The 14,758-nt window shown below is 58.6% G+C and carries 10 protein-coding genes; 8 read left to right on the top strand and 2 right to left on the bottom strand.

The genetic code is table 11. The annotated features are described in order from the left end of the window. The first annotated feature begins 125 nt into the window (after window positions 1-125). Together ACEN8R_RS00380 and ACEN8R_RS00385 are read left to right on the top strand one after the other, a co-directional pair. Window positions 126-2,678: a LuxR C-terminal-related transcriptional regulator gene (locus tag ACEN8R_RS00380; protein WP_495624519.1), complete on the top strand. Its 2,553-nt coding sequence runs from the start codon at window positions 126-128 to the stop codon at window positions 2,676-2,678. A 163-nt stretch (window positions 2,679-2,841) separates the two neighbouring features. Beyond that, window positions 2,842-6,285, top strand: coding sequence for a dermonecrotic toxin domain-containing protein (locus tag ACEN8R_RS00385; RefSeq protein WP_495624520.1), 3,444 nt, complete (start codon window positions 2,842-2,844; stop codon window positions 6,283-6,285). 52 nt (window positions 6,286-6,337) lie between these two features. Here ACEN8R_RS00385 and ACEN8R_RS00390 read toward each other — a convergent pair whose 3' ends face one another. After that, window positions 6,338-7,123, bottom strand: a complete 786-nt coding sequence (locus ACEN8R_RS00390; protein WP_018927162.1) for an IclR family transcriptional regulator — start codon at window positions 7,121-7,123, stop codon at window positions 6,338-6,340. A 118-nt stretch (window positions 7,124-7,241) separates the two neighbouring features. On the opposite strand from ACEN8R_RS00390, the gene hmgA reads away from it, so the two are divergent. Genes hmgA through maiA form a run of 3 tightly spaced genes read left to right on the top strand, consistent with a single transcriptional unit; the run spans window position 7,242 to window position 10,505 of the window. Further along, the gene (gene hmgA / locus ACEN8R_RS00395) at window positions 7,242-8,546 is read left to right on the top strand and encodes a homogentisate 1,2-dioxygenase (RefSeq protein WP_018927161.1); all 1,305 of its coding nucleotides are present in this window, start codon (window positions 7,242-7,244) and stop codon (window positions 8,544-8,546) included. A gap of 3 nt (window positions 8,547-8,549) precedes the next feature. Then, window positions 8,550-9,857 (top strand): fumarylacetoacetase, encoded by a 1,308-nt coding sequence (fahA, locus tag ACEN8R_RS00400; protein WP_018927160.1) that lies wholly within the window; start codon window positions 8,550-8,552, stop codon window positions 9,855-9,857. A gap of 12 nt (window positions 9,858-9,869) precedes the next feature. After that, window positions 9,870-10,505 (top strand): maleylacetoacetate isomerase, encoded by a 636-nt coding sequence (gene maiA / locus ACEN8R_RS00405; protein ID WP_495624521.1) that lies wholly within the window; start codon window positions 9,870-9,872, stop codon window positions 10,503-10,505. A gap of 25 nt (window positions 10,506-10,530) precedes the next feature. On the opposite strand, the gene ACEN8R_RS00410 is transcribed toward maiA, so the two are convergent. Beyond that, window positions 10,531-11,334 carry a SirB1 family protein gene (locus tag ACEN8R_RS00410; RefSeq protein WP_018927158.1) on the bottom strand — a complete coding sequence of 268 codons (804 nt, stop codon included), beginning with the start codon at window positions 11,332-11,334 and terminating at the stop codon, window positions 10,531-10,533. A 183-nt stretch (window positions 11,335-11,517) separates the two neighbouring features. On the opposite strand from ACEN8R_RS00410, the gene ACEN8R_RS00415 reads away from it, so the two are divergent. From ACEN8R_RS00415 to ACEN8R_RS00425, 3 genes are all read left to right on the top strand, one after another. Further along, window positions 11,518-12,537: a Glu/Leu/Phe/Val dehydrogenase family protein gene (locus ACEN8R_RS00415; RefSeq protein ID WP_018927157.1), complete on the top strand. Its 1,020-nt coding sequence runs from the start codon at window positions 11,518-11,520 to the stop codon at window positions 12,535-12,537. Between the two features lie 116 nt (window positions 12,538-12,653). Then, entirely contained in the window at window positions 12,654-13,748 is a 1,095-nt protein-coding gene (pdhA, locus tag ACEN8R_RS00420; RefSeq protein WP_258612671.1) for a pyruvate dehydrogenase (acetyl-transferring) E1 component subunit alpha, read from the top strand. Further along, window positions 13,741-14,727 carry an alpha-ketoacid dehydrogenase subunit beta gene (locus ACEN8R_RS00425; protein WP_086944719.1) on the top strand — a complete coding sequence of 329 codons (987 nt, stop codon included), beginning with the start codon at window positions 13,741-13,743 and terminating at the stop codon, window positions 14,725-14,727. Before pdhA ends, ACEN8R_RS00425 begins: the two co-directional genes overlap by 8 nt. Window positions 14,728-14,758 lie beyond the last annotated feature (31 nt).

A 14,758-nucleotide genomic window follows, 5' to 3' on the forward strand; every position in this document is an offset into this window, starting at 1 on the left:
TGGCATCACAAAGGCGACCGCTGGGTCGCCTTTTTTATGGGCGCCAATCAGCGCGCTGAATACCTCTCAACAAGCGGGTTGGAGAGGGTTAGGGTTGTCGGACAATTATAAAAAGGCACGCTGCAATGACCGCCATGACCCCGTGTCTGGACCGTTCTGGATTCCTGCCCCGCCTGTCCTCTCATCACCTGTCGCGGGCTCGCTTGACCGAGCCGCTACTGACCTCAACGGCCCGGGTGAAATTACTCTGCGCCCCCGCCGGCAGCGGCAAGAGTGCGCTGCTCGCCGAGTGCCTGTTGCGGGCGCCATCCCGGTGCCGGGTGCATTGGCTGCCCTTGTCTGGCGTGGTGTCGAGCGCGGCCGATTTTCGTCATCGTCTGGCTGAGGTGCTGGGGTTGGCCTCGTCGGGTGAAACCGAATTGCTGAGCAATCTGGCGCGATTGCAGGCGCCGACCTGGCTGTTCCTCGATGACTACTGCCGTCTGCCGAACCCGGAGCTGGACTCGTTGCTGGATCGCATGTTGGCGATCGGCAGCCCGATGCTGACCTGGTGGCTCGGCACTCGCCGCCGGCCGCAATGCAACTGGCCACGGCTGTTGCTTGATGATGAATTGTACGAGTGCGAGAGCGCTTCGCTGGCTTTTACTTCAGGTGAAGTGGAGCAGCTGTTGCGTCCCTGGGTGCCGGATCAGGCCAACAAGGTGGTCAGTCGGGTCATCCAGCGCACCGGCGGCTGGTGTGCCGGTGTGCGGATCGCACTGTTGCAGAAGTGCGACTGGTCGCGTCAGGACACTCCCCAGGGACGGGCGGACACTTTGCTCGATTATCTGGAGCACGAGTTGTTCAGCTCGCTGACGCCTGAGTTGAGCGAGGCCTGGCGCGTGCTGGCCCACTTGCCACGCTTCAATGCCCGACTGTGCGATCACCTGTTTGGGGCCGGGGAGGGCGCGCAGTACCTGAGGACCTTGCAAGCACTGGGTTGTTTTATCGAACCCTGGCGCGACTCCACCGACTGGCTGCAGGTTTTCACCCCGTTCACCCAATTGCTGCGCGATGAGCAATGGCCGGCCGGACGCTCCTGGCATCGGCGGGCCTGCCAGTGGTTCTGCGCCGAGCAGGACTGGAAATCAGCCTTCGAACAGGCATTGCTCGCCGAGGAATACGAAGTGGCGGTCAGCCTGTTGCAGCACTTCAGTTTCGAGCATCTGTTCGAGGAGCAGACAGTGGTGCTGTTGTTGCGTCTGCATGAGCAACAAGGCGAGGAGCTGATGCTCGGCTCGCCGCAACTGATCGGGCTGATCACGGCGGCATCGCTGTTTGCGGGGCGGTTTGAGCAAGCCGGAGCCTGTATCGAGCAGTTGTCGCGATTCGTCCCGCAGCCGTCGGCGATTCTGCAACGGCAGCTGATCGCACGGTGGCAGGCCCAGCAGGGTTGGCTGTTGCATTTGCAGGGGCGGATGGAGGGCTCGCGTGCGCATTTTCTCGATGCGCTGAAGGACCTTGGTCCCGAACTCTGGACTGTACGTGTGATGTGCTTGTCGGGGCTGACCCAGCAAGCATTGCTGCGTGGGGAGCTGGAAGTCGCCCAGGCAATGAATCGTGAAGCGTTGTGCCTGGCGCGTGCGCAAGGTTCACTGGTTTTCGAAGGACTGCTGGAACTGGACCATGCGCAATTGCTGGAGCAGCGTGGTGCTCTCCAACGTGCCGAGGACTTGCTTGCCAATGTTCACGCCATGTTCACCAGGCAGCAACGCGATGCCGAACCTTTGCTCGGACGACTGGCGTTGCAGCGTGGCCGTTTGAATCTGTCCCTGGGACGCGATGCACAGGCGAGCGAGTTGTTTGAAAGTGGCTTGCGGATCTGCCTGCGCAATCACGACAAGCGGGTGCTGTACGGTTTTCTGGGGCTTGCGCAATTGGCGGCCAATCAACGTGACTATGACTTGGCATTTGCTCATCTGCGCGATGCTGAACGGTTGATGCAGCAGCGGCAGAGTCCTGACACCGTTTATCGTGGCGTACTGCTGCAAGTCAGCAGCCATTTCTGGCTGCAGCAGGGCCGGCCAGAACTCGCCTGTGAGGCGCTGAGTCGCGTCTTGCGCCACTATCTGGGCCAGGCGCGGCAAGCACCTCCGGCAACTTTGCTGCTGATTGCCCGGATTGAGTACCTACTGGTGTTGGCCCAAGTCTATTTGCACCGGAGCGAGGCCCCATTGAACATCCTCGCTCGCCTGCTTGATCAGTCGAAGCGCTCCGCTCAGTTGACGCTGGAGGTGGAACTGTTGTTCGCCAGGGCCGAAGTCGCCTGGTTGAATAGTGACCTGGTCAGTGCCAACGAGTTTTTACGCAGTGGATTAAATCTGGTGGAGCGATGTGGTTTGCGGCAGGCGCTGCGCGAACTTCAATTACGCCAGCCTGACCTGCTGTTGGCACTGGGAATGACGGAGCCGAACATTGAAGGCGTGGCATATACAGGAGGTAATAATCCGCTTAGTCAGCGCGAGGTCGAAGTACTAAAGTTGATTGCGTTGGGTAATTCGAATCAACAGATTGCCGAGCAATTATTCATCTCGTTACATACGGTCAAAACGCATGCTCGACGCATTCACGGTAAGTTGGGCGTTGAGCGCAGAACTCACGCAGTTGCCCAAGCACGATTGCTTGGGTTGTTGGCGTGATGTAACAATTGATTGGCTGTTTGTGGCACGACATTGTTGTCGCTGCAACATAAGTCGAAAAGAAATTCGACTGTGATGTTGGTTTTTTTTGATTTAGTTTCGCTGAAAGTTGGTGTGTGCAAAGTGCGCCGCTTTCAATTGACTAAATCAGGATTGTGTATTTATGGAAGGTAATAAACTCGAATCGGTTTCAAATAAATTTATCGGCGTAAACGAGGCCGTTGAACAATTGTCCGAGCAATTGAGCCTCATCCCGTCATTTGCGTCTTTGCTACAAGATTGTCTGGCGGAGGACATGTGGCGGTTGGTGCCGGAACTCTATGTTTCCAGGGTGTTTATCAATTATCGCGGTGCTGCGACTGCCCAAGAGCCGACAGGCTCACTGAATAATGTATTGATGGAGTGTCTGCTGCGCGGAAGTGCACCGAATTATAATCCAGACCAATATGGTGTGTACGATTGGCTGAACGATACGGACGAAAGCGCCCGACACGCTGATCTGGATATTGGGACAGTGAGTCAATTTATCGCCGAATTGCTCCGGACGTTGCCTGCAAAGTTTGTCGTGGCGCTGGATCAGTACTGGGCACGTAATATGGGCAACAACGTGATGCGTAAAGGCCTTCTGCGAAGTTATGCAGTCAAACTCTTCTGGCAGGAATTGAATAGCGTAACGCAAGAGGGCGGTGTCACACCGGAAGACGAAAAAAAGATTTTCGCGTTGACCGGTCCTCTGGTTCCCAGCGCATTTTATGGCGTTGCTGTCCAACTGCACGATGGCGTCTTCAAAACATTGGCTTCGGCTTTTGTCATGCGTCTGGATGGTCAGTCGTCAGGGGCGATTGTTCCTGCGGCGGACAGTGCCATGATTTTATATACGGCAAATGCAGGGGTGGAAAAGTTCGCTACGTCGGCAGCGCTGCATCAAGAAGTCCGGAAACGCCTGAGTACGCCAGCGAGTCGTGGCGAATTGCTGAAGGACTTGGCAGTTGAAGACGCGCAGAAGGTCGAGGCTGATCCAGAGATTCGTTATCCACGAATTGATACGGATATATTCGGTTTTGGCACAGACGCGCTGTTGGCAAAAAAACGTGCTGACATCAGTCGTCAACTCAAGGGGTTGAGTGGCTCGCGCACGGACAAGGAGAATGTGATCCGAGAAGTTAACGCCCTCCTGCCCTTGAAGGAGCTGCTTGAAAATGCGAAACATCGCACCGCCGCGCTGATCAAGTTGATCAGTAAAAATGCGTGGCCTGAATGGTTGAAGCGCAGTAGCGAAAGGGACCAGAAGATTTATGTCGATCTGGAGCGCACCCTGCTTCAAAGTGAAGTAGATCTGCATCAACGAGTGGGTCATGTCGCGTCGCTGAAAGCCTATACACGAAACAGTGTTCAAGACTTTATTTTTCGGCGTGCTGCACTGCATGTCGATCCTGATTTTGTCCTCGTGACCTTGAACTACAATTTCCGTATGGGCGTGAAGGAAATCAGGCATCAAGAAACGAAAACGTTAACCGAACTTTTTATGTACGGTTTGCATGATAAAGCCGCCCGCTATCAGCTCAAGATCAACGGCGAACATGCGCGGGATTTGACCCCTTCATTCATCGAGTCGGCCATCGAAACGCTCGATGTGCGGATGAAGTACGCAGCGCTGCGGAACGCTGCCTATAAAGAGCCAGAAGTACAAGACGCTATCCATGAAAACCTGGCAAGAGTGACGGCCTTGTCGGTATTCGCCGCCGGGCTGCAAGGTCATTTGAAGGCGCAAAGTCTGGATATGGTGAAACGTTGCAATCTCGGCGATACATCATTGACCACTCATGGTCTTTCTTTTCGTGATGATTATCAGGCATTCAAGGAACTCACCGTTTATACGTCTAAAAGCAATGGTGCGCTTGTTCCTTGTGTGTTATATGCGCCAGGCGCGCCGGGAGGTAAAGACTGGTTTGAGTTCGATAATGTTTGGTTGCTCAAGGAGCACGTTGCGAAATGGGTGCTTGTTCCGGGCGGTAAGGATTACTTGATCGATCAATGCCATTTGAAGGATCGCAGCAAGCTGGTTGACGAAATAGATAAATCTGGAGCAGCGGCCATAGCTGGTCAAGGGTCAAGAATCAATACTGTTACATGGCTGTCTCTTCCCCAAAGACGCTTCGAAGACAGTGTCAGGCAGTTACTGGCATGGGCGCAGTACGAGGTCGAATTTGTTACGCCTGGTTGGTTCAGGCAAGCGAAGCTGTCTGAACGGCAATGCCTGGCTCGACTGACTACTGAACAAAGCGCCATTTATGAACTGGCGAAAGATAAGGTGAATGTACAGCCGTTTCAGGTGTTTGCTCGGGAATTGGTGAAAAAGCAAGTCAATGACTATTTACGCCGCTCGGGGCCACACCCGGAAATCGATCCGGACCAGGTTGAGATCACAATTGCAGGTCATCAGCCAATGACCCTGACTCAACTGTTTATTAATTGGGAAATCTGGCGCAGCGACACCAGTTCTTTTGTAAAGGCTCTTGCGTGGTTTGACACGGTGGTCAAAAGTCTGGTCAATGTTCGTGATCAATTGAGAACGGCTACGTTCAGGTCAAGAGACGGCACCTCGGTGGGAAGGCTGAGTGCAACAGTGATCAACGACTTGATTGGAGTGTTGCCAGGGGATCAATACATCGATTATTTGAAGCGCACTTTCCTCAATCCCGGGGTCGGAGATCTGTCAACAAGACCTGAGGTGTATGGCAAGCTCAAGCAAAACAAACTCCAGTTCGATGCTCTGACTCAGAGAATGCAAGGCAATTTGAGCGTGGAGCAATATACCTGGCTGAATGCGGTGCTCGAAGAGTTGCACATTACTGCAAATACTGCCAATGGCGAAGTCTACAGGTTTGTCGTCAACGGCAAGCGCGTTGAAGGTGGGTACGTCTTTGCTCGCAAAGGCACAACTGAAAAGATTATTTATCTGCCAGCGGCTTACGATGGCAAGAACTTTGTTTCACTGGAATCTTATGCCGCGGAACTGAAGATGCACGCGCGATGGGATATTGTTAAAAGTGTCCGAAGTAGAGATCAAGAGGTTGTGCGCGCTTATTTGTTCGAGGTTCTGAAGGGATACCATGATTTCACGCTAACACCCGGACGGCCTATCCGCTTATCGGATGACTACGCGCCGATGATCGAGCTTTTCATCGCCGAGACGGATGACCAGACGACCAGTCTTTCCGAAGCATTCTGGCGCGACACGCTAATTGTTGCCGAATTTGCGGTGGACATTGTTTCGCTCTTCATTCCACCGGTCGGGGTCGCAGCCACGTTATTGAAGGCAACGCGATCAATTGTGCTAGGGGTAATCGCTCACCACAACGGGTATGAAAAACAGGCAAACGGGCATTTTTCAGCTGCATGGGTCGGGTTGATTTCTCTCTATGTGGGTACCGTTGCGGGCATTGGCGGTGCAAATGCCGGCCTGAGTCTCCTTTCCAGAATCAACGATTTTGCCGGAATCGTTTCAACCGTTACCGGTGTTGAGGTCGGCGTAAATTATCTGACCTATGTGGCGGGTCGGTCTCTCGCGAATACAACCGGTTCGGTAACAACCTCTATTCGCTGAGCAGGGAAAAGAGTGGATTAATAGCGGGCGGTGATATTTCCGCTTTATTACGTCACGTTTCAACCTGGTAACCCATCCGCCAACTCACGGCCCGCGTCGCTGCCAGCAATCGCTGCGCCGCCGGGCCGTTTTCGTCGGCATGGAACAACGAGGTCGGGCCGACGATGGTCATCACCGCCGCCACCTGGCCGACAGCGTTGAACACCGGTGCCGACAACGCATCCACTCCCGGCATCAGCAACCCATGCACATGATGCAGGCCGCGTTCGCGGATCTGTTCGCATAAGGCTGCATAGGTCTGATCGTCTGCCAAGATGTGGTCAGTGGCGTTGTGAAGTTCCTGATCGCGCAAGTCCACGGTTTCCCGCTTTGGTAGGTAAGCGCCAAATACCAGGCCAGTGGATGAACTGAGTAACGGCAATACCGAGCCCAATTGCGTGACCACCGTCACCGCTCGCACCGCCGGCTCGATGTGCACCACCGTCGCGCCCTGATTGCCCCACACCGCTAAAAAACAGGTTTCATTCAAGTCATCACGCAACTCGGCCAGAGGCAGAGCGGCGACTTTCAGCACGTCCATACTGTTCAGGGCAGCCAGGCCGACTCGCAGCGCTTCACGGCCCAGGCCGTAATGGTTGGTGGCGGGGTTCTGTTCGGCAAAACCGCTGGCGATCAGCGCTTGTAGATAACGGTGAACCTTGCTCGCCGGCATCTGCACGTGTTCGGCCAGACGCGACAGCGAGGTCGAGGGCGATAGCTCGGCCAGTGCCTTGAGAATGTCAGTACCGACCTCGGCCGAGCGGACTTTCTGTTTATCGTTATTGCGCGGCGTTTCCATGAAGGCGGTCTGATCCCGGGACGAATGGGCGTCTTTATATCTTGACGGTCAATACCAATCAAATTACGTTATGCGTAATTGAATTACGATAAAAATAACTTCCCGTTCAGGAGGCTCCATGAACCTCGATTCAACGGCGCCAGCGCTGGCTTATCAGTCAGGCTTTGGCAACGAATTCAGCAGCGAAGCGTTGCCCGGCGCACTGCCCATCGGCCAGAACTCCCCGCAAAAAGCCCCTTACGGCCTGTACACCGAGCTGTTCTCCGGCACTGCGTTCACCATGGCCCGCAGCGAAGCACGCCGGACCTGGATGTACCGCATTCAGCCGTCGGCCAATCACCCGGCATTCGTCAAACTGGATCGGCAACTGGCCGGTGGTCCGTTGGGTGAAGTGACCCCCAATCGCCTGCGCTGGAACCCCTTGGACATTCCGACCGAGCCCACCGATTTCATCGACGGGCTGGTGAGCATGGCCGCCAATTCGGGCGCGGATAAACCGGCCGGGATCAGCATCTACAACTACCGCGCCAACCGTTCCATGGAGCGAGTGTTCTTCAACGCCGACGGCGAACTGCTGCTGGTACCGGAACTGGGCCGCCTGCGCATCGCCACCGAACTGGGCGTGCTGGAACTGGAGCCGCTGGAAATCGCCGTGTTGCCTCGCGGGCTGAAATTCCGCATCGAACTGCTCGATCCGCAAGCGCGGGGCTACGTGGCCGAAAACCACGGCGCGCCACTGCGCCTGCCGGACCTGGGGCCGATCGGCAGCAACGGTCTGGCCAACCCTCGCGACTTCCTGACCCCGGTGGCGCATTACGAAAACCTCAAGCAACCGACCACCCTGGTGCAGAAATTCCTCGGCCAGTTGTGGGGCTGCGAGCTCGATCATTCGCCGCTGAACGTGGTCGCCTGGCACGGCAATAACGTGCCGTACAAATATGACCTGCGTCGCTTCAACACCATTGGCACGGTGAGTTTCGATCACCCGGATCCGTCGATTTTCACCGTCCTGACCTCGCCGACCAGCGTGCACGGTCTGGCCAACCTCGACTTCGTGATCTTCCCGCCACGCTGGATGGTGGCCGAGAAAACCTTCCGTCCGCCGTGGTTCCACCGCAACCTGATGAACGAATACATGGGCCTGATCAAGGGCGAGTACGATGCCAAAGCCGAAGGTTTCGTGCCGGGCGGCGCCTCGTTGCACAGCTGCATGAGCGCCCACGGCCCCGATGGCGAGACCTGCACCAAGGCAATCAACGCGGAACTGGCGCCGGCTAAAATCGACAACACCATGGCTTTCATGTTCGAGACCAGCCAGGTGCTGCGCCCGAGCCGATTCGCCCTGGATTGCCCGCAACTGCAAAACAATTACGACGCCTGCTGGGCCTCGCTGCCCGCCACTTTTGACCCGACCCGGAGATAACCCATGACTCAGACTTCCATCACTCGTAGCTGGGTTGCCTCCGCCAACGGCCACGCGGATTTCCCGCTGCAAAACCTGCCGTTGGGCGTGTTCAGCGTGAAGGGCGGGGCGCCGCGCAGTGGCGTGGCGATCGGCGACCATATCTTTGATCTGGGAGCGGCACTCGATGCCGGGCTGTTCGACGACGGTGCCGCGCGAACCGCCGTCGAAGCCACCCGTGGCGGCCAGTTGAATGCGTTTTTCGAGCTGGGTCGCGAGGCTCGCGTCGCCCTGCGTGAACGCTTGATCGAGTTGTTCAAGGAAGGCAGCACCCTGCACGGCAAGATCGAAGCCCAAGGCGCAAAACTGCTGCCGCTGGCGGCGGATTGCCAGATGCACCTGCCGGCGAAGATCAACGACTACACCGACTTCTACGTCGGCATCGAGCACGCGCAGAATGTCGGCAAACTGTTCCGCCCGGATAACCCGTTGCTGCCGAACTACAAGTACGTGCCGATCGGTTATCACGGCCGCGCCTCGACCATTCGCCCGTCCGGCACCGACGTGCGGCGTCCGAAAGGCCAGACCCTGCCGGCCGGTCAGACCGAGCCGACGTTTGGCCCGTGCGCACGCCTGGATTACGAACTGGAACTGGGTATCTGGATTGGCCCGGGCAATGCCATGGGCGACTCGATCGCCATCGGTGACGCCGCCGATCACATCGCCGGTTTCTGCCTGCTCAACGACTGGTCGGCGCGGGACATCCAGGCCTGGGAATACCAGCCGCTGGGGCCGTTCCTGTCCAAGAGTTTCATCACCAGCATTTCGCCGTGGGTGGTGACGGCCGAAGCGTTGGAACCGTTCCGTCGTGCGCAGCCGGCGCGCCCGGAAGGCGACCCGCAGCCGCTGCCTTACCTGTTCGACAAACGTGATCAGGCGGCCGGTGCCTTCGACATCGAACTCGAAGTGCTGCTGCTGACCGAATCGATGCGCGAACAGAATCTGCCGGCCCATCGCCTGACCCTCAGCAACACCCAACACATGTACTGGACCGTTGCGCAGATGGTGGCGCATCACAGCGTCAACGGCTGCCAGTTGCAGGCCGGCGACCTGTTCGGTTCGGGCACGTTGTCCGGCCCTGAAAGCGGTCAGTTCGGCAGCCTGCTGGAAATCACCGAGGGCGGTAAAAAGCCGATCGAACTGGCCTCGGGTGAGGTGCGTAAATTCCTCGAGGATGGCGACGAAATCATCCTGCGGGGACGTTGCAGCCGTGAGGGTTTTGCTTCCATCGGTTTCGGCGAGTGCCGCGGCAAAGTGCTGCCGGCGCGCTAAGAGGATCGGCCCATGGAACTCTATACCTATTACCGTTCGACCTCGTCTTTCCGGGTACGCATTGCGCTGGCGTTGAAGGGGCTGGATTACCAGGCACTGCCGGTCAACCTGATCGCGCCGCAGGGGGGCGAACATCGCCAGCCGGCGTATCTGGGCATCAACCCGCAAGGCCGGGTGCCGGCCTTGCGCACCGATGAAGGCGAATTGCTGATCCAGTCACCGGCGATCATCGAGTACCTGGAGGAACGTTATCCACAGGTGCGGCTGCTGTCCAAAGACCTCGCCGCCCGCGCCCACGAGCGTGGAGTGGCGGCGGTGATCGGCTGCGACGTTCACCCACTGCACAACGTCAGCGTGCTCAATAAGCTGCGGCAGTTGGGGCACGATGAGCCGCAAGTGGTCGAGTGGATCGGTCACTGGATCAGTCAAGGGTTGGCGACGGTGGAGCAGTTGATCGGTGACGCCGGTTATTGCTTCGGCGATCAACCGGGGCTGGCGGACGTTTACCTGATCCCGCAGCTGTATGCGGCCGAGCGTTTCAATATTTCACTGGACGCCTACCCGCGTATTCGTCGAGTGGCAGCGTTGGCGGCGCAACATCCGGCGTTCATCAAGGCGCATCCGGCGAATCAGCCCGATACCCCTTGATGGCTTCACAGTGACCCCTGTGGGATCAGTGGACGATGGCGTTGGGCGGCAAGTGCCCCAACCGTTCGGTCAGGCGAATCCGCTGGATCGGGTCGTCGCAGAGCAGCAGCGCGTGTTCCAGGTCAAAACGCTCGGCATTCGGGCAATCCAGCCGTTGATAGAGGCTGGCCCGGGCCAGGTAGTCGGAGGCGTTGGCGTTGCCCAGCTCCAGCACGCGCTCGGCGTCGATCAGGGCGTCGATGTAGTCATCGTTCGTGAGGTACAACTGGCGCAGGTTGCGTGACAGCCGTTGCAGCATCTGCGCAGGTTCGGCGGTCTGCAAATGCTCGGCGCTGAGCTGCATGTTCGGGCCGTACTGGCGTTGCAGCAGTTCACGGCAATCGTTGGGGTACAGCCGGCGCCCGCCGCACGGGTCGAGCAGGTGATCGGCGCCTTGCACCCGCAGCAGGAAATGCCCGGGGAAGTTGACCCCGACCATGGGGATTTCCAGTCTTCTGGCCAGCTCCAGGGCAATCAGGCCCAGCGCCAATGGCTGACCGCGCCGGCGTTCCAGCACTTTATGGAGCAACGCCACTTGCGGGCGCAAGGGCGTGAAGTCGTCCTGGGCGAACCCCAGGTCATTCATGCGCCGCAACAACGGTTGCGCCAACTCATTTACCGGCAGCATCGGTAATCCGTAGCTGACCCGCTGTTGCAGGTCCTTGAAGTCCGCCAGCACAGCTTCGGGATTCAGCTCTTTATCGTGTTCGGCGGCGATCCACAACGCCGCCTCGAACAGCGCGGGCGGTGATCGTTGCAGACAGTCGAAAAAGCGTTGGCGCGGGGTCATCAAAATCTCCGGGGAATGCCTCGTTTTAGCCCCGTCGCAGGCTTTCGTCCAGTGCTGAACACAGGCCGTAACAGGTTATGTCCGAAAACCTTTAAAGCCGCGCTGCTTATTCCTGTGCGCTTCTGCAATTTTTGTGCGCAAGCCTATACTGGCGACTACAAGAAGTGATTCGGGAGCCCTACGATGTTCGCTCTCATGCAAAGCACTCGCCTTGAATCGCTGCACCTGAGCGTCGATCCGGTCACCGGGTTGAAGGCGGTGATTGCCATCCATAACAGCCGCCTGGGACCTGCCTTGGGCGGGTGTCGTTACCTTGCCTACCCCAGCGATGAATCCGCGATCGAGGATGCTGTGCGCCTCGCCCAAGGCATGAGTTACAAGGCGGCCCTGGCTGGCCTGGCTCAGGGCGGTGGCGTTGCGGTGATTATTCGCCCGGCCCATGTGGAAAACCGCGCCGCAGTATTCGAAGCGTTCGGGCGCTGGATCAATCAGCTCGACGGTCGCTACATCACCGCCATCGACGCCGGCACCTCGGTGGCGGACATGGACTGCATCGCCCAACATACGCAATTCGTCACCAGCACCACCGCTGCGGGGGACCCAGCACCGCATGCCGCCATGGGCGTATTCGCCGGCATCCGCAGCACCGCCATGGCCCGCTTGGGCAGCGATAATCTGGAAGGGCTGCGCATTGCCGTTCAAGGCCTGGGCAATGTTGGTTATGCCCTGGCCGAGCAGCTGCACGCTGCCGGCGCCGAGCTGCTGGTCAGCGACATCGATCACGGCAAAGTACAACTGGCCATGGAGCAGTTGGGCGCTCATCCGATCGCCAACGAAGCGCTGCTCAGCACCCCTTGCGACATTCTCGCGCCTTGTGGCTTGGGCGGTGTGCTTAACAGGACCAGCGTGACGCAGTTGCGTTGCTCGGCGGTCGCAGGTTCGGCCAACAACCAACTGACCCATCTGGAAGTCGCCGATCAGCTGGAACGCCGGGGCATTCTGTATGCGCCGGATTACGTGATCAACGCCGGCGGGCTGATCTACGTGTCGCTCAAACACCGTGGGGAAGAGCTGACGACCATCACCGCGCACCTGTCGAAAATCAGTTCACGGCTGACCGAAGTCTTTGCCCATGCCCAGGCGGAAAAACGTTCTCCGGCCAGGGTAGCGGATGAGTTGGCAGAGAAAGTGCTGTACCGGTAAACGTTTGAATCGATAAAGGAGTGAGTACCTATCCGGCCAACTTGCTCCCCAAGCCCTGCGCCACAAACGTCGGGCCTGACAATCGCACGCCGACCCCGCGTGCCAGGAGCCCTGTGATGCTTCACAAGGTTGAGCTGCCCTACACCCGTTTTTTATCCCCTGACGGCCAGGTGCTCTGCGATCTCCCTCCCTGGGCCGACGACTTCAATCTGTTGACGCGCTTGTATCGGCAGATGGTCCTGACCCGCCTTTTTGACCAGAAAGCGGTCGCCCTGCAACGCACCGGGCGCATCGGTACCTACGCGCCGACCCTGGGCCAGGAAGCCATTGGCGTTGCGGTCGGCAGCCTGATGCACGCCGAAGACGTGCTGATCCCGTATTACCGCGACACCGCCGTGCAACTGATGCGTGGCGTGCGCATGGAAGAAATCCTGTTGTATTGGGGCGGCGATGAGCGTGGCAGCGACTTTGTCGACCCGGCGGTGGCGCAGGATTTCCCGATCTGTGTGCCGATTGCCACCCAGGCCCTGCATGCCTGCGGCGTCGCCAGCGCATTCAAGATCCGTGGCGAGCATCGGGTTGCCGTCACCACCTGCGGCGATGGCGGCACCAGCAAAGGTGATTTTCTCGAGGCCCTCAATGTCGCTGGCGCCTGGCAGTTGCCGGTGGTGTTCATGGTCAACAACAACCAATGGGCGATTTCGGTACCGCGACGAATTCAGTGCGGCGCTCCCACGTTGGCGCAGAAAGCCATTGGCGCCGGGTTCCACGGTGAGCAGGTCGACGGCAACGACATACTCGCCGTGTATGACCGCGTGCAAGCGGCCCTCGAACGGGCGCGCCACGGCAAAGGCCCGGTGTTGCTCGAATGCCTGAGTTATCGCCTCGGCGATCACACCACGGCCGACGATGCCACACGCTACCGGTCGGCGGACGAAGTCAAGCAAGCCTGGCTCGAAGAACCGATCAAACGTCTGCAGCGTTTTATGGTCGGGCAGGGCGTGTGGGATGAAAGTCGCGAGCAGGCGCTGATCAGCGAATGCCAGGGGTTGGTGCAGGTTGCTGTGGATAACTTCGAAGCGGCGGGCGTGCAGGCGCCGGCATCAGTGATCGATCATGTGTACGCCCAGTGGCCGCCAGCCCTGGCCGAGCAGCGTGAAGACTTTCTCGAACGAGTGGCGCGCCGGACGGGAGGTTCGGGCCATGAGTAACGGCAAGGTAACGCTGCTGGAGGCGGTGAATCTGGCGTTGCATCGGGCCATGCGCGAGGACGAGAACGTTATCGTCCTCGGTGAAGACGTCGGGGTGAACGGTGGCGTGTTTCGCGCCACGCTGGGCCTGCGCGACAGCTTTGGTTTCAAGCGGGTAATCGATTCACCGCTGGCCGAAACCATGATCGGCGGGCTGGCAGTGGGCATGGCGGCCCAAGGCTTGAAACCGGTGGTGGAAATCCAGTTCATGGGGTTTATCTACGCCACCATGGAGCACCTGGTGTCCCACGCCAGTCGCATGCGCAACCGCACGCGCGGGCGGCTCACCTGCCCGATGGTGCTGCGCTCGCCGATGGGCGCAGGGATTCGTGCGCCGGAACATCACAGCGAAAGCACCGAAGCACTGTTCGCGCACATTCCGGGGTTGCGGGTGGTGATCCCGTCCTCGCCGGCTCGGGCCTATGGTTTGTTGCTCGCGGCCATCGACGACCCGGACCCGGTGATCTTTCTCGAACCGACCCGACTCTATCGCATGAACCCGCAACCGTTGTTGGATGACGGTAAACGCTTGCCGCTGGACAGCTGCTTCACCCTGCGCGAAGGCAGCGACATCACCTTGATCAGTTGGGGCGCCAGTGTGATGGAAACCCTGCAAGCTGCCACGGCGTTGGCCGAGCAGGGCATCTCGGCGGAAGTGATCGATGTCGCCAGTATCAAACCGTTGGACCTCGACACGATGGAGGCCTCGGTGCGCAAGACCGGTCGCTGCGTGATCGTGCATGAGGCGCCGCGCTCCTGCGGGGTCGGCGCGGAAATCGCCGCCAGTCTCTACGAACGGGTGTTTCTGCAGTTGCAGGCACCGATCCAGCGAGTCACCGCGCCGGACATCCCGCCACCGCTGTATCGACTGGAATCGCTGTACATGCCCGGCGTCGAGGACATTCTTCACGCCTGTGACACCGTGCTGCGCCACGCCTGAAGAAGCCCTTGAAGAAACGCCAGAGGCCGAG

It is taken from the genome of Pseudomonas sp. Pseusp15 (assembly GCF_059492165.1).